Source organism: Stenotrophomonas sp. AGC87 (genome assembly GCF_057333975.1).
The window spans coordinates 47,398-70,785 of record NZ_JBHFHW010000026.1; the positions used below are offsets into that span (position 1 = coordinate 47,398).

General features: G+C 66.1%; 21 protein-coding genes and 1 pseudogene. 7 read left to right on the forward strand and 15 right to left on the reverse strand.

All coding sequences use genetic code 11. From position 1 onward, the window contains the following. Positions 1 to 31: 31 nt before the first annotated feature. The 6 genes from hemC to ACE026_RS09505 form a co-directional block, all read right to left on the reverse strand. On the reverse strand, positions 32 to 943 hold the full coding sequence (gene hemC, locus ACE026_RS09480; RefSeq protein WP_486038797.1) for a hydroxymethylbilane synthase: 912 nt from the start codon (positions 941 to 943) through the stop codon (positions 32 to 34). A gap of 55 nt (positions 944 to 998) precedes the next feature. After that, positions 999 to 1,727, reverse strand: a complete 729-nt coding sequence (locus ACE026_RS09485; RefSeq protein WP_313219529.1) for a LytR/AlgR family response regulator transcription factor — start codon at positions 1,725 to 1,727, stop codon at positions 999 to 1,001. Between the two features lie 10 nt (positions 1,728 to 1,737). Beyond that, positions 1,738 to 2,784, reverse strand: coding sequence for a sensor histidine kinase (locus ACE026_RS09490; RefSeq protein WP_486038798.1), 1,047 nt, complete (start codon positions 2,782 to 2,784; stop codon positions 1,738 to 1,740). Positions 2,785 to 2,788: 4 nt separating this feature from the next. After that, positions 2,789 to 3,454 (reverse strand): alpha/beta hydrolase, encoded by a 666-nt coding sequence (locus ACE026_RS09495; RefSeq protein ID WP_282257418.1) that lies wholly within the window; start codon positions 3,452 to 3,454, stop codon positions 2,789 to 2,791. A 73-nt stretch (positions 3,455 to 3,527) separates the two neighbouring features. Next, positions 3,528 to 5,435 (reverse strand): glucans biosynthesis glucosyltransferase MdoH, encoded by a 1,908-nt coding sequence (mdoH, locus tag ACE026_RS09500; protein WP_486038799.1) that lies wholly within the window; start codon positions 5,433 to 5,435, stop codon positions 3,528 to 3,530. A 470-nt stretch (positions 5,436 to 5,905) separates the two neighbouring features. Further along, positions 5,906 to 6,085, reverse strand: a complete 180-nt coding sequence (locus ACE026_RS09505; RefSeq protein ID WP_486038800.1) for a hypothetical protein — start codon at positions 6,083 to 6,085, stop codon at positions 5,906 to 5,908. Positions 6,086 to 6,279: 194 nt separating this feature from the next. Between ACE026_RS09505 and ACE026_RS09510 the strand changes: the two genes are divergently transcribed. Further along, positions 6,280 to 6,669, forward strand: coding sequence for a DUF2628 domain-containing protein (locus ACE026_RS09510; RefSeq protein ID WP_486038801.1), 390 nt, complete (start codon positions 6,280 to 6,282; stop codon positions 6,667 to 6,669). A gap of 30 nt (positions 6,670 to 6,699) precedes the next feature. Here ACE026_RS09510 and arsC read toward each other — a convergent pair whose 3' ends face one another. Together arsC and arsH are read right to left on the reverse strand one after the other, a co-directional pair. Then, the gene (gene arsC, locus ACE026_RS09515; protein ID WP_486038802.1) at positions 6,700 to 7,134 is read right to left on the reverse strand and encodes an arsenate reductase (glutaredoxin); all 435 of its coding nucleotides are present in this window, start codon (positions 7,132 to 7,134) and stop codon (positions 6,700 to 6,702) included. Continuing rightward, the gene (gene arsH / locus ACE026_RS09520) at positions 7,131 to 7,880 is read right to left on the reverse strand and encodes an arsenical resistance protein ArsH (RefSeq protein WP_486038803.1); all 750 of its coding nucleotides are present in this window, start codon (positions 7,878 to 7,880) and stop codon (positions 7,131 to 7,133) included. The genes arsC and arsH overlap by 4 nt, the downstream gene beginning before the upstream one ends. 39 nt (positions 7,881 to 7,919) lie before the next feature. Here arsH and ACE026_RS09525 point away from each other — a divergent pair, with 39 nt between their 5' ends. Continuing rightward, complete coding sequence (locus ACE026_RS09525) at positions 7,920 to 8,246, forward strand: ArsR/SmtB family transcription factor (protein WP_486038804.1); 327 nt, start codon at positions 7,920 to 7,922, stop codon at positions 8,244 to 8,246. Next, on the forward strand, positions 8,228 to 9,316 hold the full coding sequence (gene arsB, locus ACE026_RS09530; protein ID WP_486038805.1) for an ACR3 family arsenite efflux transporter: 1,089 nt from the start codon (positions 8,228 to 8,230) through the stop codon (positions 9,314 to 9,316). The genes ACE026_RS09525 and arsB overlap by 19 nt, the downstream gene beginning before the upstream one ends. Before the next feature lie 15 nt (positions 9,317 to 9,331). On the opposite strand, the gene arcD is transcribed toward arsB, so the two are convergent. The 4 genes from arcD to ACE026_RS09550 form a co-directional block, all read right to left on the reverse strand. After that, entirely contained in the window at positions 9,332 to 10,756 is a 1,425-nt protein-coding gene (arcD, locus tag ACE026_RS09535; RefSeq protein WP_486038806.1) for an arginine-ornithine antiporter, read from the reverse strand. A 108-nt stretch (positions 10,757 to 10,864) separates the two neighbouring features. After that, positions 10,865 to 13,456: a methyl-accepting chemotaxis protein gene (locus tag ACE026_RS09540; RefSeq protein WP_486038807.1), complete on the reverse strand. Its 2,592-nt coding sequence runs from the start codon at positions 13,454 to 13,456 to the stop codon at positions 10,865 to 10,867. 244 nt (positions 13,457 to 13,700) lie between these two features. After that, complete coding sequence (locus ACE026_RS09545; protein WP_486038808.1) at positions 13,701 to 15,167, reverse strand: SulP family inorganic anion transporter; 1,467 nt, start codon at positions 15,165 to 15,167, stop codon at positions 13,701 to 13,703. Between the two features lie 176 nt (positions 15,168 to 15,343). Continuing rightward, positions 15,344 to 16,147, reverse strand: a complete 804-nt coding sequence (locus ACE026_RS09550) for a helix-turn-helix transcriptional regulator (RefSeq protein ID WP_486038809.1) — start codon at positions 16,145 to 16,147, stop codon at positions 15,344 to 15,346. Positions 16,148 to 16,349: 202 nt separating this feature from the next. On the opposite strand from ACE026_RS09550, the gene ACE026_RS09555 reads away from it, so the two are divergent. After that, positions 16,350 to 18,551 carry a TonB-dependent receptor gene (locus ACE026_RS09555; protein WP_486038810.1) on the forward strand — a complete coding sequence of 734 codons (2,202 nt, stop codon included), beginning with the start codon at positions 16,350 to 16,352 and terminating at the stop codon, positions 18,549 to 18,551. A gap of 33 nt (positions 18,552 to 18,584) precedes the next feature. Here ACE026_RS09555 and ACE026_RS09560 read toward each other — a convergent pair whose 3' ends face one another. Next, positions 18,585 to 19,634: a DUF5694 domain-containing protein gene (locus tag ACE026_RS09560; RefSeq protein ID WP_486038811.1), complete on the reverse strand. Its 1,050-nt coding sequence runs from the start codon at positions 19,632 to 19,634 to the stop codon at positions 18,585 to 18,587. 192 nt (positions 19,635 to 19,826) lie between these two features. On the opposite strand from ACE026_RS09560, the gene ACE026_RS09565 reads away from it, so the two are divergent. Both ACE026_RS09565 and ACE026_RS09570 read left to right on the forward strand, forming a co-directional pair. Continuing rightward, the gene (locus ACE026_RS09565) at positions 19,827 to 19,949 is read left to right on the forward strand and encodes a hypothetical protein (protein ID WP_486038812.1); all 123 of its coding nucleotides are present in this window, start codon (positions 19,827 to 19,829) and stop codon (positions 19,947 to 19,949) included. Positions 19,950 to 20,016: 67 nt separating this feature from the next. Beyond that, positions 20,017 to 20,580 carry a hypothetical protein gene (locus tag ACE026_RS09570; protein WP_486038813.1) on the forward strand — a complete coding sequence of 188 codons (564 nt, stop codon included), beginning with the start codon at positions 20,017 to 20,019 and terminating at the stop codon, positions 20,578 to 20,580. A 28-nt stretch (positions 20,581 to 20,608) separates the two neighbouring features. Here ACE026_RS09570 and bamE read toward each other — a convergent pair whose 3' ends face one another. Beyond that, on the reverse strand, positions 20,609 to 20,959 hold the full coding sequence (gene bamE / locus ACE026_RS09575; protein WP_486038814.1) for an outer membrane protein assembly factor BamE domain-containing protein: 351 nt from the start codon (positions 20,957 to 20,959) through the stop codon (positions 20,609 to 20,611). Positions 20,960 to 21,033: 74 nt separating this feature from the next. Here bamE and ACE026_RS09580 point away from each other — a divergent pair. After that, positions 21,034 to 22,149, forward strand: a pseudogene (locus tag ACE026_RS09580) (IS3 family transposase). A gap of 426 nt (positions 22,150 to 22,575) precedes the next feature. Here ACE026_RS09580 and ACE026_RS09585 read toward each other — a convergent pair. Next, a partial coding sequence (locus ACE026_RS09585) for an IS3 family transposase (RefSeq protein ID WP_486038815.1) occupies positions 22,576 to 23,388 on the reverse strand: 813 nt, incomplete at its 5' end.

Genomic DNA, 23,388 nt, shown 5'->3' on the forward strand with positions numbered 1-23,388 from the left:
AGGTTCCCGGGTAGCCGGCCAGCGGCCGGCACTACACCGCGAGCAGTTCCCCGGCACCGGCATCGAGCAGGCCGCGCGCCACGCGCTGGCCCAGCGTCTCCGGATCACTGGCCGGGCCACGCGCTTCAGCGCGCACGATGCGGCCATCGGCCACGCCGCCGACCAGGCCCTGCAGGAACAGATCCTCGCCTTCCCATTGCGCAAAGCCGGCGACCGGCACGTGGCAACTGCCATGCAGCGCGCGGTTCATGGCGCGCTCGGCTTCCACGCACGCGCGCGTGTCGGCATCGTCGAGCGCTGCGAACAGGCCCATCACCGCCGCGTCCTCACCGTTGCATTCCACCGTCACCGCGCCCTGCGCCGGGGCCGGCAGCCAGTCCGGTGCCGCCAGGCGCGCCACGATGCGGTTGCCCAGGCCGAGCCGCTCCAGCCCCGCCACGGCCAGCACGATCGCGTCGTAGCCGCCGTTGTCCAGCTTGGCCAGGCGCGTGTTGACGTTGCCGCGCAGGTCCTGCAGCTCCAGGTCGGGGCGCAGCGCGCGCAGCTGGGCCTGGCGGCGCAGCGACGAGGTGCCTACCCGCGCGCCGATCGGCAGCGCGTCCAGCGAGGCGTACAGATTGGAGATGAAACCATCGGCCGCGTCATGACGGGTCAACATCGCCGGTAGCGCGAACGGCGCATCCAGCTCCATCGGCACGTCCTTGAGCGAATGCACGGCGCAGTCCGCTTCGCCGCGCAGCATGGCCAGTTCCAGTTCCTTGAGGAACAGGCCCTTGCCGCCGATCGCGGCGAGCGAACGATCCAGCACCTCGTCGCCGCGTGTACTCATCGGGACCAGCACCACGTCCAGACCGGGATGCGCCTGGCGCAGGCGGTCGGCAACATATTCGCTCTGCCACAGGGCAAGCGGGCTCTTTCGGGTGGCGATGCGCAGGGTCTTCATGGCGCCATTATCGACGCACAGGGGCGTATCGACCAACGGTCGCGCGCACCCCCACTTACAGGTACTTGAGATCCTGCTTGAGGCTGGCCACGCAACGGCGGCTGACTTCCAGCGGCCCGTGGCCATGCCGCAATACCGCCTGGACCTGGCCTGCGCCATTTCGTCGCAGCTCGACCAGTTCGTGCCGGGCGACCAGGCAATTGCGGTGGATGCGCACGAAGCGGTTGCCGAATTCCTCTTCCAGCGACTTCAGCGACTCTTCCAGCAGGTCTTCGCCGCGGGCGTGGTGCACCACGACGTATTTTTCTTCGGCCTGCAGGTAGTGGATGTCCTCAACCGGGATCAGCCGCAGGCTGCCGCGCAGGCGTGCACACAGCAGGGTACGCGCCTGCTGGCTGGCGGCGGTCGCCGGGCCACTGCGGCCGGCGAGGAAGGTGCGCGCGCGCTCCAGCGCGGCCGCCAGGCGCTCGGGGCGCACCGGCTTCATCAGGTAATCGATGGCGGCCGCCTCGAACGCGGACAGCGCATGCGCGTCGTACGCGGTGCAGAACACCACCGCCGGGCGTGGCTCGAAGGTGGCCAGATGGCGCGCGGCTTCCAGCCCGTCCAGGCCGGGCATGGCGATGTCGAGCAGGACCAGGTCCGGTTGCAGCTCGGCGCAGGCGTGCAGCGCCTGTTCGCCGTTCTCGGCCTCGGCCACCACCTCGATGCCAGCCTGGTCAGCGAGCAGGGAGCGCAGGCGCTCGCGTGCCAGCGGTTCGTCGTCGGCGATCACCACCTTCAAGACAGTTTCCTCACTGGACCGGGACCGTGATTTCGCAAGCATAGTAGCCGTCGGCCCACGCCCCCGTCATCCGCGCGGCCGGGCCGAAGCGCCAGGCCAGGCGATGGGCGATATTGCGTTGTGCATGCCCGGCGCCCTGCAGCAGCGGCAGCCCGCGCGTGGCCGGATCCGGTGCCGGGTTGCGCACACGGATGCGCAGATTCGTGCCGTCACTGGACAGTGCCAGCACGATCGTGCCGCCCGCGGGCACCCGCGAGATGCCATGCAGCACGGCATTTTCAACCAACGGCTGCAGTACCAGCCGCGGCATCGGCAACGACCAGGGCAGCGGCTCGTCGCGCAGCCAGATCACTTTCAGGCGTTCGCCCAGCCGTAGCGATTCGATCGAGAGATAGCGCTCGGCCAGTTCGCACTCGGCCTGCAGCGTGGAATCGCCATCGCCGGCCCCGAGCGCAGCGCGGAACAGATCGGACAGATCCAGCACCGCGCGCTCGGCCACGTCCGGATCACGCCGCAGCAGGCTGGCAATGAGGTTCATGCTGTTGAACAGGAAGTGCGGCCGGATCCGCGCCTGCAATGCATCGGCCTGGGCCCGTGCATTGGCCAGCATCTGCGCGCTGCCGCGGTCACTGACGTAGAAGTAGCGCAGCGCCAGGGCAGTGATCAGCGCGGTCATCGCCGCACTGCCCAGTGTGAACCGCCAGAAGCCGACTGCCTGGGCAAAGCTGCTGCCGCCGAGCACACCGTACAGCGCATGTACGATCGCCGCGCACGCACCGGCGATCAGCCCGGTCATCAGCACCACCAGCACCATGCCCGGCACTTCGGGCAGGCGCGAGAGCACCGTGCGCACGCTGCACAGGCTGACCGTCACTGCCAGCGCCAGCCATAACGCGAAGCCGCTGGCGGACAGGAAGTCCGGCAGCGTCCAGTGGCGACTGCCATCGGGTGCCAGCGCCACCACGACGACCACCAGCTCGGCCAACCCCAGCATCGCCGCCAGTCGCGGCAGGCGGCACAGCTCGGGCAACCAGGACTGCTGGCGCGGGTCGCTCATGGCGTCAGGCGGCGAAGCGCGCCTCGAGCCAGTCGCCCAGCGCCTGCAGCTCCTCGGCGCAGACCTGGTGGGCCATCGTGTAGGTGTGCCACTGCACCGGCAGGCCGAGCGCGCTCAGCGTCTGCGCGGTGTGCTCGGCGATCGCCACCGGGATCACCGGATCCTGAGTGCCATGGGCCATGAACACCGGCACGCTGATGGCGTCGGCCACGCGCGCGGCAGCCGCCTTGGCCGGATCCGGCAGATAGGTCGACAGTGCGATCAACCCGGCCAGCGGACGGGTGCGACGCAGCAGTGCACTGAGGATCACCGCCCCGCCCTGCGAGAAGCCGGCCAGCAGGATGCGTTCGGCCGGAATGCCGCGGGCGACCTCGCGCTCGATCAGCAGTTCCAGTTCCACGATCGAGGCATCCACCCCGGCGCTGTCCGCGCGGGAACGGAAATCCATGCTGACGATGTCATACCAGGCGCGCATCGGCACGCCGTTGTTGATCGTGATCGGCTGCACCGGCGCATGCGGGAACACGAAGCGGATCGCCGGCCAGTGCGGGCGCACCAGTTCGGGCACGATCGGGGCGAAGTCATGGCCATCGGCACCCAGGCCATGCAGCCACAGCACCGACCACTGCGGGTCGGCGCCGGTTTCGTTTTCCACGGTATCCAGCATCAGGCGGCTCCAGTACGTTCAAGCCGCATTATGACCGCGCCCCGCGGCAATGGGGGCGATGCCTGGATGGCCGTGATCAGCCGGCGGGATGCGCCTCGGCCGCAGCACGGCGCAGCTCGGCCGCGCGCACCAGCACCTTCGGCGGGGCCGATTCTTCCGGGATTTCCATCAGGCCCAGCCGGTGCATCCAGACGCCAGCGGTGCGCGAGGAGGTGAAGCCCACCACCGGAATCGCCAGCACCATGCCGATCACCACCGGTGCCATCCATGCAGCCAGCGAGGGCGAGACCGCATAGGCCAGCGCGCCCATGAACAGGCCGAACACACTCAGCCCACCGTAGCCACGCGCCAGCGCCAGCCAGGACACGCCGCCATCGTCACGCTGCTGCGCGTCCCAGCCCGAGTCCTTGCCGGCCAGCACCTCAGCCACACCGCGCGACTGCACGTACATCACCACCGGCGCCATCAGCGCGGCGAGGATGGTTTCCAGCAGCATCGAGATGAACGCCCGGATCGTGCCACCGCAGCCACGGCGTTCGACCGGCTCCAGCAGCATCGCCAGGTAGCCCAGTACCTTGGGCGAGAGCAGCACCACCATGGTGATGGCGAACATGCGGATCACCTGGGTCTCGTCCTGGTGGCGCCAGTACACGCCCGGCGAGAGATGCAGCACTTCATTGAGGTCGATGCCGCCCTGGAACAGGGGGATCGCAATGCCGATCAACATCAGCATCGCCCACATCGGCGCGGTGAAGTAATGCCCGATGCCGACCAGCATGTGCATGCGGCTGACCCAATGCAGGCCCTTGGAACCGACCACCTTGGCGTGCTGCAGGTTGCCCTGGCACCAGCGACGATCGCGCACCAGCAGGTCGGTCAGGGTGGGGGGGCCTTCCTCGTAGCTGCCTTTCAGGTACGGCACCATGTGGGTGGCCCAGCCACCGCGACGCATCAGCGCGGCCTCGACGAAATCGTGGCTGAGCACGTGCCCGCCAAACGGCTCCTTGCCCGGCAGCGACGGCAGGCCGGCCTGCTCGGCGAAGGCCTGGGTCCGGATGATCGCGTTGTGGCCCCAGTAGTTGCTCTCCGCGCCATGCCACCACGCCACGCCGCGGCCGATCACCGGGCCGTACACGCGGCCACCGAACTGCTGCATGCGGGCAAACAACGTGCGCCCGCCGACCACCGCCGGCAGGGTCTGGATCAGCCCCACATCCGGGTTGTGCTCCATGCCCGCGACCAGGCGCACGATGGTGTCACCGGTCATCAGGCTGTCGGCATCCAGGATCAGCATCTGCGGGTAGGCGCCACCGAAGCGGCGGACCCAATCGGCGATGTTGCCGGCCTTGCGCCCGCTGTTGTCGCCGCGGCGACGGTAGAAGATGCGGTCATGGCCGCCCACCGCGTCGCACAGGGCGTGGAAGGCCGCTTCCTCGGCCTGGCCGATGTCATCGCGCCGGGTATCGCTGAGCACGTAGAAATCGAAATTCGCCAGCTGGCCGGTCTCGGCTACCGACTCATAGATCGCCTGCAACCCGGCCAGCAACCGGCGCGGATCTTCGTTGTAGGTGGGCATCAGCAGCGCGGTGCGCGTATGCACGGTCGGCAGCGGCGCATCCGGATCGATGCCGAGCTTGTAGCCCCGATCGAATACCGCGGTCAGGAAGCCGGCCACGGCCCCGGCGAAGGACAACGCGATCCAGGCGAACAGGCCCACGAACAGCACCAGCAGGCAGGCTTCCAGCACACTGATGCCATTGACGGCGAGCACCTTCCACATCATCCGGCTGGCGGCGATGGTCATGGCCGCGGTACCGCCCAGGATGTAGAAACGGCGCAGCCCGATCATCCGCGGCGAGGTGCGCTGGCGCGGCACCTGCAGCTGCCCTTCGCGCAGGGACTGCTCGGGCATCGGCAACGGCGACTCGGCCGGCAACGTCGCCCGGCCGGCGTCCAGCGGGGCGTTCAGGGTCTGGGTACTCATGCGCGGTGTCCCTGTGCAGGGCGTGCCAGGCCGGCTGTGCCAAGTGTGGAAAGGGGCATCCTGAGCCCGGCGTACACGATGGCACGCATTCGTCCTGTCGGCGCGGGCCGGAGACCGGCACGCAGCGTATGTCTGTGACTACCGGAACCCACGAACTCTCCAAACCGCTTGAGACGAAAAATGCGGCTCAGTCTATGGCGCGAAATGTAAGGTGCGCGCGAAGGGCGGAGCGGGGATTTCTCCGCATTCAGCTTTTAGATCGAGACAAGTGGAGGCCCCCTTGCGGCCAAGGGCGCGCAGGCCCTGTGCCATGGGCTTCTGCCCATTCATCTTGCTGGCGGCGCCGATCAGCCCCCTACCGCAACGCGACCGGTCCCCATGGCCTGCGCAGGATCAGGCGCCGCCGGTGGTGCGCAGTTTTTCGCCCTGGAGGGGGGCGGGCCGGCGACGTTGACGGGTGCGGCAGCGGCTCAGGCGACGGTGGCGGCGGTGGCCAGGTCGGTGTCTACCGGCAGGCGCGACAGCGCGCGCGCGCTCACCTGCGAAAACTGCAGCTGGGCAATCAGGTGTTGCGCCTGGGTAGCAACCGGGCACGGGGTGATCTGCGGCCCTGCTTGCGGGCGATCAGGGGTCATCACATCAATGGACATGGTCTGGCATCTCGTTGACTTCTCATTACCCGCGGGGCTTCCGGCCGCGCGGATTGCGCACCCTATCGGAAAACCGGGACGAATGTGTGACGGTGCGCGCAGTCCCTGACAGGGGGCGCGCAAAGCGTCGAAAAATTGGCGCGTATCAAGAGCTTGCGGCTATCATGTAATCGTTTTCAACACACGATTCGGATATGGATTCCAACACTGTTTCCCCCTACAGCCCCAAGTGGCAGTTCCGCTTCAACTTCTTCGAACAGCACGGCGCCCCCAATTCGCCTGGCTTCAAGGCCGCATTCAAGACGTTGACGTTCGGCCAGAAGATCAAGATCAATTTCAACTTCTTCGCGCTGTTCTTCAGCTGGATCTACCTGCTGATCCTGGGCATGTGGCGCAAGGCGCTCACCATCCTGGGCATCACCCTCGTGCTGATGGTGATCGTGGCGTTCCTGCCGGACGTGGTCGGCCGGGCGATCGGCATGGCCTGGGCGGTGCTGATCGCGCTGACCACCAACTACTCGTACTACCTTGAAAAGGTAAAGGGCGATACCGGCTGGAACCCCTTCGCCGGCATGCGCTGGTAAGCAGCGCGCAGGCGTGGATGAAGAGCCCGGTCATTGACCGGGCTTTTTTGTGGCGCGTCGGCCGTGGGCGTCGATCACCACCTCGCCGTATTCCTTGCGGAACGGCGCCTGCACCGGCGGCAGGATCTCCAGCACGGTCTCCGAGGGCCGCGCCAGGCGCACCCCCAGTCCGGTCTGCACGAACGGCCGGTTGATCAGGATCGGATGGGCCAGCATCGCATCCAGCAGTTGGCTGTCGTCCAGCGTTGGATCGGCCAGGCCCAGCTCGGCATACGGGGTGCCTTTCGGGCGAAGCGCATCGCGGACCTGCAGGCCGGCTGCGGCGATCAGTGCGATCAAACGCTCGCGATCCGGCGGGGTGCGCAGATACTCCACCACCTCCGGCGCCACGCCGGCATGGCGCATCAGCGCGAGCACATTGCGCGAGGTCGCGCAGGCCGGGTTGTGATAGATCACGGCCTTCATGCGCGGTCTCCCACGGCAAGCGGCAGCGTCGCGGCCGGCTCCACCACGCCGGCATCGCGGACCAGCTGCGCCGCCTGCGCGTCGTCCTTGCGCTCGCTGTAGCGGTCGGTGAGGTAATCACGGTTGTCACGGACCAGCAAGGTGAACTTGACCAGCTCCTCCACCACATCCACGACGCGGTCGTAGTACGCCGAAGGTTTCATCCGCCCCTGCGCATCGAACTCCTGCCAGGCCTTGGCGACCGAAGACTGGTTGGGAATCGTCACCATCCGCATCCAGCGGCCGAGCACACGCAATGCGTTGACCACGTTGAAGGACTGCGAGCCGCCACACACCTGCATCACCGCCAGGGTGCGGCCCTGGGTGGGGCGTACGCTGCCTTCGGACAACGGCAGCCAGTCGATCTGGTTCTTGAACACGGCGCTGAGAGTGCCGTGGCGCTCCGGGCTGATCCAGACCTGGCCTTCGGACCACTGCGACCAGGCGCGAAGCTGTTGGACCTTGGGGTGATCGGCGTCCACCGCATCGGCCAGCGGCAGTCCGTGTGGGTCAAACAGACGGACCTCAGCGCCCAGGTGCTGCAGCAAGCGCTCGACTTCCTTGGCCAACAGCTGGCTGTAGGACGGGGAACGCAGCGATCCATACAGCACCAGGATCCGGGGTGGGTGGGCACTGGCGGGCCCGGCGAAGCGGCTGGGATCCGGGAGATCGACCGCCGCATCGGTCAGGTTGGGCAGCAAGGACATGAGGTTGCTCCGGCTTTATTGTTCGACTATTCTAGAAACATGGAACATAACACTGCAACCCACGCTCTTGCCGCCCTCGGTCATACCACCCGCCTGAGCGTTTTCCGCCTGCTGGTCCAAGCCGGCCGGGGTGGCCGGTTGGCCGGGGAAATCGCCGCCGACCTCGGCCTGCCCGGTGCCACGCTGTCCTTCCACCTCAAGGAACTGAGCGCGGCCGGCCTGGTCAGCGCCGAGCCACGCGGGCGCAGCATCTGCTACCGCGCCGACTTCGAGGCGATGAACGGCCTGATCGGCTACCTCACCGAGAACTGCTGCGCCGGCGAGGCGGACTGCGGTCCCGCTGGCCCATGCGCGCCGTCGTGCTGATGTCCTTCCTGGACCGCTGGCTCACCCTGTGGATCTTCGCGGCGATGGCACTCGGCGTGGCGCTGGGTACCCTGTTCGACGGCCTGCCCGCCGCGCTGGACGCCATGACCATCGGCGGCACCAACCTGCCGATCGCCGCCGGCCTGATCCTCATGATGTACCCGCCCCTGGCCAAGGTGAAGTACGAGGCGCTGCCCGCCGTCTTCGCCGACAAGCGCGTACTGGCCCTGTCGCTGCTGCAGAACTGGGTGGTCGGGCCGGTGCTGATGTTCGCGCTGGCCGCACTGTTCCTGCACGACCGGCCGGAGTACATGACCGGGCTGATCCTGATCGGTCTGGCCCGTTGCATCGCGATGGTGCTGGTCTGGAACCAGCTCGCGCGCGGTGACAATCAGTACGTGGCCGGCCTGGTCGCGTTCAACTCGCTGTTCCAGATCGCCTTCTTCAGCTTCTATGCGTGGCTGTTCCTGACCGTGCTGCCGCCCCTGTTCGGGCTGCAGCGCAGCGTGATCGATGTCAGCACGTGGACCATTGCCGGCGCGGTGCTGGTGTATCTGGGGATTCCCTTTGCGGCCGGCCATCTCGGGCGACGGCTGCTGCTGCGGGTGCGCGGGGCTGACTGGTATGAAACGCGCTTCCTGCCCGCCATCAGCCCGATCACCTTGGTCGCACTGCTGTTCACCATCATGGCGATGTTCAGCCTCAAGGGCGGCGATCTGGTGCGCATTCCGCTGGATGCGGTGCGTATCGCCATCCCGCTGACGATCTACTTCTTCGTGCAGTTCCTGCTGAGCTTCTTCATGGCCCGCTGGATCGCACGCGACTATCCGCGCACCACCGCCATCGCCTTCACCGCGACGGGCAACAACTTCGAACTGGCCATCGCCGTGGCGATCGCCGCCTTCGGTCTGGGCTCACCGGTCGCGTTCGCCGCCGTGATCGGGCCGCTGGTGGAGGTGCCGGTGTTGATCGTGCTGGTCCATCTGGCGCTGCGGCTGGGGCGTCGCGGTTTTGAGACACCCATCGATCTGCTGACCGAACGGGTGGCGCGCGGCAACCGGGAAGGCTGAGCCGATCCGGTGCGGTCAGGCCAGCTGCAGATGGCCCTGGTACAGACCCCACGCCGCCCAGCCGGCAACGACGATCACGGCCGCCACGATCACCTGCTCCGCCGGGGTGAATATCCGCTGCCCATGCTGGTGCTTGGCGGCCGCGAACATGGCGATGCCCGGTGCGTACAGCAACACCGACAGCAGCACCTGTGACAGGCCACCGGCATAGACCAGCCACAGCGCGTATACCGTGGCCAGACCGGCTACCAACAGATCGCGAACCCGCAACCCGGGCTGCCCGGCATAGGTTTCCCCGCGCAGCGCCAGCAATGCGCCGTAACCGGCCGAGAACAGATACGGCACCAGGCTCATCGATGCCCCCAGCAGCACCAGGCTGGTATAGGTGCCGGCACTGAACAGGGTGATGACCAGAAACAGCTGGATCAGCCCGTTGGTGAGCCACAGCGCGTTGGCAGGGACCTGCCGCGCGTTCTCACGCCCGAGGAACGCCGGCATCGTGCCATCCCCCGCCGCCGCATAGAGCACTTCGGCGCACAGCAGCACCCATGCCAGCAATGCCCCCAGCACCGAGACGATCATGCCGATGATGATCAACGTGGCGCCCCAGGGCCCGACGATGGCCTCCAGCACGAAGGCCATCGAGGGATTGCGCGCCTGTGCCAGCGCTTCCTGGCGCAGCACGCCCATCGACAGCAGATTGACCAGCATCAGCAGCGCGAGCACGCACACAAACCCGATGATCGTCGCGCGCCCGACATCCGAACGCTTGGCCGCGCGCCGCGAGTAGATGCTGGCACCCTCGATGCCGATGAACACCCAGACCGTGATCAGCATCATGCCCCGCAGCTGTTCCCCCAGGCTGCCCAGTTCGGCTGTGCCCCAGAACTCGCCGGTGAAGATATCGGCCTTGAAGCCCACGGCGGCGATGATCAGAAACACGACGATCGGCACGATCTTGGCGACGGTGACGACCGCATTCACCAAGGCGGCCTGGCGGATGCCACGCAGGATCATTGCGTGCATCGCCCACAGCAGGACGGAAGCGCATGCCACCGCCTGCCAGGTATTGCCCTCGCCGAAGGCCGGCACGAAATAGCCCAGACCGCTGAAGATCAGCACGAAGTAGCTGACGTTGCCGAGCAGCGAGCAGACCCAGTAGCCCCACGCCGCGGAAAAGCCGATGTAATCGCCGAACCCGGCGCGCGCGTACGCGTAGATACCGGCATCCAGCTCGGGCTTGCGGTTGGCCAGATTCTGGAACACGAAGGCCAGCATCAACATGCCCAGGCCGCTGATCGTCCAGCCGATCAAGGCCACACCCGGGCCGGCGCTGCGCGCGATGTTCTGCGGCAGCGAGAAGATGCCGGCGCCGATCATCGATCCGACCACCAGGGCAGTCAACGCGGTCAGGCCGAGCCGGTCGGAACGAGAGGTCATGTGCTCACCATCGGCAAACAGGATAGCGCCGATTACCAACGCCCGGCGGTGAGCACCGGATGAACCGGCCCTCCCGGGGCGCCGTTGGCACTGGCGCGCCGGTCCGGATCAGAAGGCCTGCCAGTCCTCGCCGACCACTGCCGCTGCGCTCACGCGCGCAGCAGCAAGCGCGGGCGTGGCACGACGCGCCGGTGTGCCCGCCGCCGCACTGGCCTGCAGCCGGAAGATCGCCACCGCCGTGCCCAGCTGCTGCGCCTGCTCTTCCATCGCGCGCGCGGCCGCCGTCGCTTCCTCCACCAGCGCGGCATTCTGCTGGGTGGTCTCGTCCATCTGGGTGATGGTCTGGTTGACCTGTTCGATACCGGCGGACTGTTCCTTCGAGGCTGCCGAGATCTCGGCCATGATGTCGTTGACCCGGCGCACGCCGGTGACGATCTCTTCCATCGTGCGGCCGGCGGTGTGCACCAGGGCCGAGCCCGCGCTGACCTGAGTGACCGAGTCGTCGATCAAGGTCTTGATTTCCTTGGCCGCCCCGGCGGAGCGCTGCGCCAGTGCGCGGACTTCCGTGGCCACCACCGCGAAACCGCGGCCCTGTTCGCCGGCACGGGCGGCTTCCACCGCAGCGTTCAGCGCCAGGATGTTGGTCTGGAACGCGATGCCGTCGATCACCGAGATGATCTCGGCGATGCGCTTGGAGGACGCCTCGATGCCCGCCATGGTGGTCACCACCTGGCCGACCACCACACCGCCCTGCGAAGCCACCTCGGCAGCGCCGGCCGCGAGCTGGTTGGCCTGCACCGCGTGGTCGGCATTCTGGCGAACCGTGGAGGTGAGTTCTTCCATCGATGCGGCGGTCTCTTCCAGGCTGGCAGCCTGCTGCTCGGTGCGGCGCGACAGGTCGCTGTTGCCCGCGGCGATCTCGCCGGCGGCGAGGTTGATACTGCCGGTGGCCTGCTGGATCCGGCCGACGATGTCGGTCAGCTGCGCAACCGTGGTATCGGCATCGTCACGCATCCGCGCGAACACGCCATGGAACTCCCCACGCATGCGTGCGGTGAGATCACCCGCGGCGATGGCGCGCAGCAGCGCGGAAATCTGCTGCAGGTTGTCATCGCTGACCTGCATCATGGTGTTGAGGTTTTCAACCATCGCGCGGAAGTCGTGGTCGAAGCGCACCACATCGCCACGCTGGCTGAAATCACCCACCGCCGCCGCCCCGGCCAGATCCCCGATCTGGGTATTGATGGCGCGCAGGTTGGCCTTGGTGGTATCCATCGCAGCAGTAAAAGCGGCCTGCTCGCCGGGCAGGCGGTCCATGTCCTGGCTCAGATCACCGACCGCGTAGCGCTGCATCACCTCGACCAGACGGCGGGTGACCGCGATGTTGGCGCCCACCAGCTGGTTGGTGTCTTCCACCATCTTGCCGTACTCGCCGGGGAAGGTCTGCGCGTCCATGCGGTAGCTCAGCGCGCCCGCCTCATGTCGCTGGGCCATCTCACCCTGCGCGGCCATCACCGCGCGCAGTTGGCTGCGCATGCGCTGCATCGATTCGAGCAGGCGGCCGACTTCGTCATTGCGCGCGGGCGGCAGCGGCGTGTCCAGACGCCCCTCGGCCACGTCTGCGGACAGGCGGACGGCATCGGCCAACGGACGGATCGCCTGACGGCGCAGCAGCACGTACACGCTGCCGCTGAGCACCAGTGCCGCACCCAGGCCAACGGCCAGGATGATCCACAGCAGCGCACGTGCCTGCGCGGTGATCAGCGCATGCGGCACGATCACACCCAGCGCGAAATGCTCTTCGCTGCCGCCGATGCGCAGCGGCACGTAGGTTTTCACGTTGCCCGCCGCATCCGGCTCGAAGGCATCAAAGGTCTTGCCTGCCTTGACCGCCGCCAGTACCTGCGTGGTCAGCGCATCCTCGCGACGCTTGCCGATCTCGTTGGCGTCCTTCGCGGCCAGTACGATGCCACCGGGCGAGATCAGTTCCACATGGCCTTCGCCCATCGGGCGCAGCGCGGCGAGGTGCTTCTGCAATGCGGCCAGGGCGAAATCCACCGTCACGACCCCGAGGAAACTGCCGTCATCGATCACCGGGGTGGACAGCGTGGTCATCAGCACCTTCTGCCCGCCGATCTCGTAGGTGTAGGGCTCGGCGACGGTCTGTCGCTTGAGCGTCTTCGGCTTGAGGTACCAATCGCCGTCACCGGGCACGTCATAGCCCTTCAGCGCGTCCTGCATCGGCGCGCCGTCGTGCCAGGCCCAGTAGCTCATGAAGCGGCCGGTGTCATCGTGTGCCTCGGCGCCGACGAACTCGGCATCCTTGCCATCGAAGGCGTCGGGCTCCCACAACGTGCCAAAGCCCACCCATTCCGGGTGCACCTGCACCTGCTGGTGGATCACCGCAGACACCGTCGCCCGCGACAGCGTTCCCGCAGCGCGCTGCACCAGCAGGTTCTGCGCCAGCGCCTGGCTGGTGGCGAAAGCACTGGAGAGATCACCACTCACCCGCAGCGCTTCGGCCTGGGCCTCGCTCTGCATGGTGTGGCGGGAGGCATCCACCAGCGACGCGCTGGCTTCGCGATAGCTGATGGCAGCGGTGACACCGAAGCAGAGCATGGCGATCAACGCCGTACCCAGCATCAGTCGGTTGGCGATGCTGCCAGGGCGCTTGGAAGCAGTGGGGCGGGACACGGGCATGGGGGCGGTTCCGGAAAAAGGGCATACCGGCGGGCGCACGCATGCGCCGCCACGGAAACACGCAGTCCATTGCGGGCCGGCACGCGCGCGGTGCAATCACGGCGCGGCCAGCGGGGAGCGATACCACTGCCCTGCCCTGTGCAGATATCGCCTGCCGGCACCGCGACGGCGCCGGCCCACAGAAGGGACTCAGCTGGATAACGGCGTCATGACAGCGATGTTGAGTGCCGAATCCTGACCGTGTTCAGTGAACACCCGCGCTGCGGTCGCCGCGTCCCAGGCGCTCCACCAGTGTCTGGCTGGCCGCATTGAGTCCAATCACCTCCACCTGCGCTCCGCGTGCGCGCAGCTTGCCGGTCACCCGCTCCAGTGCACCGACCGCGCTGAGATCCCAGAAGTGCGCGTTGCTCAGATCGATGACCACGCGCTCGGGCACATGCAGCAGATCGAAGGCCGCGGCGAACTGCCCGGCCGAGGCGAAGAACACCTGGCCACTCACGGTGTAGACACGGGTGCCGTCGACAGTATCGGCCTCGGCGATGTCCAGCATCCGGCCCACCTTGCGGGCGAAGAACAGCGCCGACAGCAGCACCCCGGTCAGCACCCCCTTGGCCAGATCGTGCGTGGCCACGGTGATGACCACCGTGCCCAGCATCACCACCGAGGAGCTTTTTGGATGCAGCCGGAACTCGGCGAACGAGCGCCAGTGGAAGGTGCCGATGCTGACCATGATCATCACCGCGACCAGCGCGGCCATCGGAATCTGCCGGACCCAATCCGCGCCGTAGACCACCAGCAGCAGCAACAGCACGCCCGCCACCAGGCAGGACAATCGGCCACGGCCGCCGGAGGACACATTGATCACCGACTGCCCGATCATTGCGCAGCCGCCCATGCCGCCGAACAGCCCAGCGGTGATGTTGGCAAGGCCCTGGCCAGCGCAATCGCGGTTGCGCTGGCTGGGGGTATCGGTCATGTCTTCCACGATCTGCGCGGTCATCATCGACTCCAGCAGCCCCACCACCGCCAGCGTGGCCGAGACCGGCAGCAGGATGCGCAGGGTCTCCCAGGTGAGCGGCACATCGGGGAGCAGGAAGGTCGGCAGGCTGTCCGGCAGCGCGCCCATGTCGCCGACGGTGCGGATGTCCAGGCCCAGCCAGATCGACAGCGCGGTCAGCACCACGATCGCCACCAGCGGCGAAGGCACCGCCCGGGTCAGCAGCGGCAGCAGGTAGATGATCGCCAGACCGGCCGCGCACACGGCGTACACCGTCCATGGCATCCCGATCAGCTCGGGCAACTGCGCAAGGAAGATCAGGATGGCCAACGCGTTGACGAAGCCGGTGATCACCGAACGCGAGACGAAGCGCATCAGGGCGCCGAGTTTCAGCGCGCCGGCGACGATCTGCAGCAGCCCGGCCAGGATCGTGGCGGCCAGCAGATACTGCAGGCCGTGGTCGCGGACCAGATCGACCATCACCAGCGCCATCGCGCCGGTGGCGGCGGAGATCATGCCCGGCCGACCACCGGCGATGGCGGTGACCACTGCGATGCAGAACGAAGCGTACAGGCCGACCTTGGGGTCGACCCCGGCGATGATGGAGAAGGCGATCGCCTCGGGAATCAGCGCGAGGGCGACCACCGCACCGGACAGCAGATCACCGCGGATATTGCCGAGCCATTGCTGGCGCAGCGGATAGGACACAGACATGGACAGACTCCACGCACCGGCGATCCGCTCGGCGCGTTGTGTGATGAAGACAAAGCACTCCCTGAGCCAGCGCAAGGGCCGGCGCGTCGTCAACGCGGTATCAGGGTGGCGTCATCACAAGGGTCCTGCCGGGGCAGCGGAAGCGGCGCGCAGGATAGCGCAGTCTTCCGATGGTCTCAAACACGGGCCGCCAGCTCACCTCGCGCGCTGCCTGCCCAGCGCGACGGGGCCTGCCCGGTCACCCGCCTGAACGCCGCGGCGAACTTGCCGGGGTTCGCATAGCCCATCGCCAGGGCGACCTCGGTGACGCTGCGGCCGGCCAGCAGCATCGGCTTGGCCGCCTCCATCCGGCGCCACGTGAGATACGCGTAAGGCGTCATGCCGGTCGCGATCCGGAAGCCGCGGCTGAATCCGCTGGCCTCCTGCCCGACTTCCTGCGCCATGCGGGCAACGCCCAGATCGTCGCCGAGATGGGCATCGATCAGTTCCTGCACGCGCTTGAGGTGCGTCGGTGACAGCGCGCGTGGCGTCGCGGGTGCCGCAACCGGGAGTCCCACCAACCGCTTCAGCACCAGATCCACTCCGTGCTCAAAGAACGCGGCAGAACCGGCATGTGCCTCGGCGCAGTGCCACAACGCCCGCATCACCGAGGCGATCACCGGGTCCCCATGCAGCGCCGATGCTGCGCGATGCAACTGCTCCAAGCGCACGCCGTGCCCCTGCAGATGCCGCGCGTCGATGGCCAGGCCCAGCAGCGCCAGCGCTGGGCTGCGGAATTCGCCCGGGCAGTCCGGCAACACCACATTGAACGTACCTGCCCGCCAGGGCTGTGCGATGCGCCCAAGTGCCGTGCGCTGATACAACGCGCCGCCGCCCGCCGTGAGCAACCCGATGCGCAACGCGCCGCCCTCACCCATCGTGCCCTGCGCCGCGGCGAACGTGTGGCGGAGCATCAGCACCGAGCCGTCGGCGTTGCCCACGCACGCATCCAGCGGACCGCCGCTTTCGGCCGCCACGCGTGCGGCCACGGCAGTCGCTGGTGAGGCAGAGGCGCAGGTCATCGGGTGTCCCGTTCTGGAGCGGCCGCTCCGGAAATGGAGCAGCGACACCTGATTGTTACACAATAACATTGGCGATTCCTCCCCATCACCGTGGTGCGCGCCACCACCCCAGAGGCCTCTCGTGAAACACGCTGTACTTGCCGGCGCAGTGCTCGCCGCGCTTCAGTTGCTGCCCAGTGCGCCCGCCCAGGCCCAGTCCACCCCGGCCGCCAAGGCCACCGAGCTGGACGGCATCGTGGTGACCGGCAGCAAACGCGATACCCCGTACCTCAAGAGCGACATGTCGGTCACCGTGCTCAACCGCGAAGCGCTCAAAGAAGCGCACGTCACCGAGTTCCGCGACCTGGACAAGCTGGCCCCCAACGTGAAGTTCAACGTGATGGGCCAGCTCAGCGACATGTTCATCTCCATCCGCGGTATCGAGTCCAACCCGTTTCTGGTCAACCGGGTCTCGGTCTATATCGATGGCATTCCGTTCCGCGAGTTGAGCAACGCGGTGTTGAACCATGTGGAGTCGGTGGAGATCCTGCGCGGGCCGCAGGGGACGCTGTACGGGGCAAACAGCGAATCCGGCCTAGTACTGGTGCGCACGCGTGCACCGTCGGCAACCACCGAGGGCGAGGTCAATGTCGGCGTCACCTCGTTCGGCAGCGGCCACGGCAGCAGCGTGGATGGTTTCCTCGGCGGCGCGCTGGGCAACAGCGACCGGCTGTTCGGCTCGGTCGCGTTCATGGCCTCGGACGAAGACAGCCACCTCAAGAACCTCACGCCCTTCAACGGTCTCAAGGGCAAGGTCAAGGAAACCTATCTGCAGGGCAAGCTGCGCTGGGAGCCGACCGATACGCTCGCCATCAATGCGATCGCCTACCACCTGGGCACGCGTGCACCCGGGATGTTCGAATACGAATATCTGCCCCTGGATGTCGGCCTGTATAACCGCACCTACGGCGATCTCTACAACGGCGGCCGTCGTACCGGTGACTTCACTTACATCAACGATGCGCCCAAGCGCACCACCAAGAATGAAACCGTGGCCGGGACCAGCGCGCAATGGCAATTGTCCGGCGGCACCCTGGACGCGGCACTGTCCTACCGCCAGGAGGAAGACACCTCCGCCGGCTACGACTTCGACATGACCGCCACACCCGCGCTGGCCGGCCGCATCTACGACAAACAACACAGCTGGAATGGCGAACTGCGCTTCAGCTCCCCCAGCGATCAAGCGCTGACCTACATCGCCGGCGTCTCCACCTACCGGCACCACAAGGACTCCATCCTGGGCACGCTGGTCGGCCCGGCCTTGCGCGGCCTGGGCAGCTATGACCTCGCCCCACTGCAGGGCTCGGATGGGCAGGACTACAGCGTGTTCGGCACCGCCAGCTACACCCCACCCTCGCTGCCGAAACTGACCACCAGCCTCGGGCTGCGCCATGAGCAGGCCAAGCGTTCCACCCGCCAGCGCGAAGGCACGCTCGATCTGGGCCCGGGCGGCCTGGTGTTCTATCGCGATGCCGAACTCGCACACACCTTCACCGCCACGCTGCCGCGCGTGTCACTGCGCTACGACGCCAGCGACACGCTCTCGTTCTACGCCGCATCCGCCAAGGGCTACATCCCCGGCGGCTTCAACCTGGCCGCCGCGCAGAGCGACGTGGTCAACGACAAAGTGCTGCGCTACGAATCGGAAATGATGTGGAGCCACGAGCTCGGCTTCAAGATGAACGTGCTCAATGGGCGCGGGCATATCGGTGGCGCGGTGTTCCACATCACCTCGGACAACTGGCAGGAAATCCAGCTGGCGACCGATGCCAACGGCCGGCCGATCTCCTCGGACTATGTCGGCTCGGATGCCTCGATCCGCTCGCGCGGCGTCGAACTGGAAGGCGCGCTGGAGGTCCTGCCGGGCCTGACGCTGACCGCCAACGCGGGCTACGTGGACGCCGAGTACCGCAAGCTGTTCGTCGGCGCGAATGAAAGCCTGGCCGGCAACGACGTCAAACTCACTCCGCAGTACACGGCGTATCTTGCCGCACGCTACCAGCACCGCTCCGGGCTGTTCGCGCGCGTGGAGTCGTCGTTCAATGGCCGCATGGCGCTGGACGAACGCAATCGCGCCTACCAGCCGGCTGTGGCCATCCTCGGCGTGCAGCTCGGCTATGAAACCGGGCCGTGGAGCACGCGCGTGTACGTCGACAACCTGACCAACAAGCGGCGCATCAACGGGTTGATCTTCGATAACCTGGCGTTCGGCCGTGACGGCAACTACTACGGTCCCATCGACCGCCCGCGCATCGTCGGTGCGGAAGTCGGCTATCGGTTCTGAGGCAGCGTGGAGGGTGCTGCGGGCGGTGCCCTCCTACTCCTTGAGAACGTCCTGTGCATCCGCGATATCCACCCCTGAGACCTGCCCCAGCCAACCATCAAACCACGGTTTGTGCGAAGCGCCGACGATGGACAGGACGCGCGAGCCGGGGTGGTCACGCACGACCTCGAGAATGTTGGCGACCATGCGCATATTGCGGATTTCCCAGCCCTGCACCCAGATCTGGGGGTAGTGCTGCGGTGACATGGCGGCCAGCGTCGGGCGTACGTTGGACTCGGCGAGCACCTGCAGCGCCGCGGGATCGTTGACGCTGCGATACAGCGAGAGCAGATCGTTGGAGGCGATGAAGGCCGCTTCGCGTTCCGTCATGGCATCGAACGTGGGGCCATACCCACTCCACGCCTGCTGGAGCGCCGCGGTGAACGCCTTGCGGTCCGCGATCTGGTGATTGTCACCGGTATGGTCGTCGACCGCGTAAACGCGCTGCAGGCCGAGTCGCGCGGCCAGGACGGCGGCGATCTGGTAACTCTCGTTCTTGCGCGTTTCGATCTGCCTGAGCAGCTTGACCAGGCTGCCGTCCAGGCCATCGCCCGCGTGTCGCTCGGTCAGGGGCAGCTGCAGCCATTGCACATAGGCAGACGCCCGCTCTCCAGCGGCGAGGAACAGCGCCGCCAGTTGGCGACGCTGCGCGGGCGTGGGCGATGCCGGCCAAGTGGCGAGCGTCGTCTTGACCTGCACGATCGCGGCGGGCACATCCAGTCCGGTAGCCGTCTTCGCGGTCTCTGTGCTGGCGCAGTAGTCATCGCCGTAGACCGCCGCATGGCGCTTGGCCAGGTCGCACTGCTCGCCACTGATGGCTTCGATGGTGATGTAGCCGGGCTTGAACGCCGCCAACCTGTCCAGCAGCGGGTCCAGTGCCTCGGGAGCGAAGGGTTCGTGCTCGCTCAGGTGGACGCTGCCCAACACGAGGACCTCGGTGCGTGGACCGACCATGTCCTTGTCCAGGTTCGCCAGGTCGATCTGCGCCTGGGCGCAGACCGGGATCAGGGCCATCAGGCAGGCCGACAACACGCGTTGCTTCATGCATCACCACCAGAGAAGTCCGTGGCAGCCTTTCTAGCAGGCAGATGCGGTGCCGGCCACGTGCCGGATGGCATAGGGGTCCAAAGGCGCTGTGCGAGCGTTTTTTCCGGCTTATGGGCGCCAGCACCCAGTTCCCGATGCCGCCTACTGCCAGGATAGTAGGATTGAAGCAACCAAGGGACGGTCTTACGAATGGGCAGTTTCAGTATCTACCACTGGATCATCATCGTCGGCTTGATGCTCATCCCGGTCGCTATCGCAGCGGTGATCGCCATCGTCGTCCTCAGCCTGCAAAAGAAGTCACCCAACCGCTGACGAGCGCCCCCTGCCGGGTCAGAATGGCCGGCTCCCCGCGTGTTGCGGGTGTCTCAAGGGATCCGGCATGGCGACAAGGAACAGCAAGGTCGAGTGGCTCAAGGGGATGATGCTGCTCATCTTCTTTGCCATGCTGTTCGGTATCCCCAACAGCTCGCCATGGTTCGGGCTGGTGTTCGTGTACCTGATGGCGGCCGGGCTGTTCATCGTGGGCAGCATGCTGTGGATTGCGTTGCGCAGCCGCCGCGCAGCGCTGGCATTGAGCCGCAGGCCACCCACGCGCGTCCTTCATACCCGCGAGGTGAAGGCACTGGAGTGGTTCGGCCAACCCGAGCGGATCGTCTGGCGCATGCCGCGCGGCAATGTGATCGATCTTGAGAAAGCGGCGCAGGCTGCAGGCAACCGGCCGGTGGTGCGTACACTTCGCGGGCCATACCGGGAAATGGTGCGCGCCCGGCATCACGAGCGGCACGCGTTCATCGGGGAGGTCGAGGTGCTCATGCTGCCGGGGGCGGATCGTTATCTGCGCGAGAGCAATGAGGCCGACGTGTTGCTGTGCGGAACGTTCGCGGTGGTGCTCGCGTTGAATGGCGCGTGGCGTATCGACCAGGCGCCATCGCTGTTGCGATGACGCGCGTGTGCATCGCGTTGTCGTTCAATCAGTAGCGCGGCTTGATTGGCTCACTGGAATCCAGATACCCCGCAGCGACAGCCTTCTCGCAGGTGATATAGCCTGCGTTGACGACGCGCCCCTGCGCGTTGAAGGCCACATAGTAGGGCGAGGTGTTGCTGCGGTTGCGCAGGAGATAGTTGTAGCAGACGCCGTTGATGCCGGGCACAACCATTGCGTCCAGCGGCCGTCCCGCAGTGCTCAGCACCGACTCGCGGGTCGCCCCCTGCTGCAGCGAACTCATCACGACCGGATTGCCGCGATCATATTGAAGAACGCTGGGCATGCATGCGGACAGACCCGCGCAGACACCACACGCCAGCAGGATCGCCTTGGTCATTGCGTAAGCTCCCCCGGCAGCCAGACACCCGATAAGTAGAACTTTCTGGCATCTTTAACCAGCCAGGAGGTTGCATGCGCACATCAAAATTCACCGAGACGCAGATCATCACGATCCTCAAGCAGGGCGATGCCGGGCTTGCGGTGAAGGATCTATGTCGCCAGGCCGGCATCAGCACAGCGACGTATTACCAGTGGAAGAGCAAGTACGGCGGGCTTGAGGCGTCCGAGCTTCGTCGAGTCAAGGACCTCGAAGCTGAGAACGCCAAGCTCAAACGCATGTATGCGGAAATGGCGCTGGACAACGCGGCGCTGAAGGACCTGATCGCAAAAAAACTGTAGGGCCGGGTCAGAAGCGTGAGGCAGTGCGTTTCCTCACCGAGGTGCACGCGCGCCCCCCTGAGCCGGTCCTGCGGTTACGTGGGTTTGTCTCGCGCGGCCTGGTATGCGCCGCCACTGGACTGGACCGTGCGCGATGCGGAGTTGATCTCGGCATTGGCCAGGCTGGTCGAGGAGCGGCCCAGTCGAGGTTTCTGGAAGTGCAGCGATCGACTACGCAAGAAGCGACCGGACTGGAATCCGAAGCGGATCTATCGGGTATACAAGGCGATGAAGCTCAACCTGAGAAGAGCGGCCAAGCGCCGTCTGCCAAAGCGCGAGCGGGTGCCGCTGTATGTTCCCAGGCATCCAGCTACCGTCTGGTCCATGGACTTCATGAGTGACGCGTTGGCCTGTGGCAAACGATTCCGAACGTTCAATGTGGTCGACGACTTCAACCGCGAGGTGCTGCATATTGAGGTGGATACATCACTCAACTCTGGTCGCTTGGTGCGCGTGTTCGAGCAGCTCAAACGTGATCACGGATTACCGCAGGTTCTACGGTCGGACAATGGCCCTGAGTTTCTGGGCGAAGCATTTACCCAGTGGGCCAAACTCAGCGGCGTGGCGCTGCGATACATCCAACCTGGCAAGCCCAACCAGAACGCCTTCATCGAACGCTTCAACCGCACGTTCCGTGAGGAGGTGCTGGACCAGCACCTCTTCGCACGCCTTGAGGACGTACGCGAGGCAGCGCATTGGTGGATGATCGATTACAACGAGATTCGTCCACATGACTCGCTCAGCGGCATGAGCCCCGTCGAGTACCGTACCGCTCACGCCAGAAGCTCTACTTTAGAAATGCCTGCTTGACGGGGAGCTTACGCAGGGAAGTCGGGCCTACACGCTACCGTCTCCAGTACAGTGCGCCCGGCGAGTCCCGGCGGCTCCCCTACGGCCTCTGCGTTGATGGCCCGAAGCTCAAAGGGCACATGGCTTTAGTCGGACATGCTCATGGCTCCCTGAAAAATACTTGGAACTGAGACTAGCCATGAGGCTTCCCAACCATGTGAAGACGAGAAAAAGGGACTCGAACCCCTTGCGCTGCAGGCGTAGCGGCACTGCTTGGCGTAATCCCAGGTCTACGTAGCCACCACAAGTGCGCACTTATGGGCGTCTTCTAGAGTCTCGAATAAGGGATGGCGTCCAATCGTCTTTGTAGCCGCATCTCCGTGCGGCTGGGCTTGGGAGGTCGATCCTGCGCCACCGACGTCCCCCCGACCTGAGTAGTGGGCGGGTTTAGAATCCAGTGCTGATGGTATCTTTCTTCGCCGCCAACTGCGCGGCGTGCTGGGCGGGTGTTAATCCGCCAAGCGCTCTTTTGGGCCTTTCTTCGTTGTAGTCGCGCCGCCAGCTTTCGATGCTGGTACGGGCATGAAGCAATGTCGGGAACCAGTGCTCGTTGAGGCATTCATCGCGTAAACGCCCGTTGAAAGACTCCACGTAAGCATTCTGGTTCGGTTTGCCCGGCTCGATCAGACGCAGGGCAACTCCCTTGTCGTGAGCCCAGGCCACCATCGCCTTACCGCAAAACTCCTTGCCGTTGTCTGTCCTGATCACTCGTGGCAAGCCGCGCTGCATGGCCAGTCTGTCCAGCACCCTGGACACACCTTGCCCGGAAATTGCCCGCTCCACTTCGATGGCAACAGCCTCGTGGGTGGCGTCGTCGACAATGGTCAGGCACTTGATCACCCGGCCTTCCGCGGTGCGGTCGAACACGAAGTCCATCGACCACACCTCATTGGCAGCGGACGGCCGCAGGAGGGGCTGGCGCTCGCCTACCGGCACCTTCTTACGCTTTCTGCGACGCACCTGCAGGCCCGCTTCCTGATACAAGCGCTCCACTCGCTTGTAGTTCACGACCAGCCCTTTCTGTCGCAGTTTCAAATGGATCATGCCCACCCCGTAGCGTCTGTGCCGATGCGCCAGCGCGGCGATCTGCTCGCGCAGCTCAACGTTGTGGTCGGCCCGAGGCTCATAGCGCAGCGCGCTAGCGCTCATCCGCACCACCTTCAGCGCCCGCCGCTCGCTCAACCCCTTCTCGACCATGCT

Bases quoted from the DNA above. Each gene is read 5' to 3' on its own strand.
- ACE026_RS09505 (WP_486038800.1), bottom strand. From the start codon at position 6,085: ATGTCCATTGATGTGATGACCCCTGATCGCCCGCAAGCAGGGCCGCAG.
- hemC (WP_486038797.1), bottom strand. From the start codon at position 943: ATGAAGACCCTGCGCATCGCCACCCGAAAGAGCCCGCTTGCCCTGTGG.
- arsH (WP_486038803.1), bottom strand. From the start codon at position 7,880: ATGTCCTTGCTGCCCAACCTGACCGATGCGGCGGTCGATCTCCCGGAT.
- ACE026_RS09560 (WP_486038811.1), bottom strand. From the start codon at position 19,634: ATGAAGCAACGCGTGTTGTCGGCCTGCCTGATGGCCCTGATCCCGGTC.
- arsB (WP_486038805.1), top strand. From the start codon at position 8,228: ATGCGCGCCGTCGTGCTGATGTCCTTCCTGGACCGCTGGCTCACCCTG.
- arsC (WP_486038802.1), bottom strand. From the start codon at position 7,134: ATGAAGGCCGTGATCTATCACAACCCGGCCTGCGCGACCTCGCGCAAT.
- ACE026_RS09570 (WP_486038813.1), top strand. From the start codon at position 20,017: ATGGCGACAAGGAACAGCAAGGTCGAGTGGCTCAAGGGGATGATGCTG.
- bamE (WP_486038814.1), bottom strand. From the start codon at position 20,959: ATGACCAAGGCGATCCTGCTGGCGTGTGGTGTCTGCGCGGGTCTGTCC.
- mdoH (WP_486038799.1), bottom strand. From the start codon at position 5,435: ATGAGTACCCAGACCCTGAACGCCCCGCTGGACGCCGGCCGGGCGACG.
- ACE026_RS09525 (WP_486038804.1), top strand. From the start codon at position 7,920: ATGGAACATAACACTGCAACCCACGCTCTTGCCGCCCTCGGTCATACC.
- ACE026_RS09545 (WP_486038808.1), bottom strand. From the start codon at position 15,167: ATGTCTGTGTCCTATCCGCTGCGCCAGCAATGGCTCGGCAATATCCGC.
- ACE026_RS09510 (WP_486038801.1), top strand. From the start codon at position 6,280: ATGGATTCCAACACTGTTTCCCCCTACAGCCCCAAGTGGCAGTTCCGC.
- arcD (WP_486038806.1), bottom strand. From the start codon at position 10,756: ATGACCTCTCGTTCCGACCGGCTCGGCCTGACCGCGTTGACTGCCCTG.
- ACE026_RS09565 (WP_486038812.1), top strand. From the start codon at position 19,827: ATGGGCAGTTTCAGTATCTACCACTGGATCATCATCGTCGGCTTGATG.
- ACE026_RS09540 (WP_486038807.1), bottom strand. From the start codon at position 13,456: ATGCCCGTGTCCCGCCCCACTGCTTCCAAGCGCCCTGGCAGCATCGCC.
- ACE026_RS09490 (WP_486038798.1), bottom strand. From the start codon at position 2,784: ATGAGCGACCCGCGCCAGCAGTCCTGGTTGCCCGAGCTGTGCCGCCTG.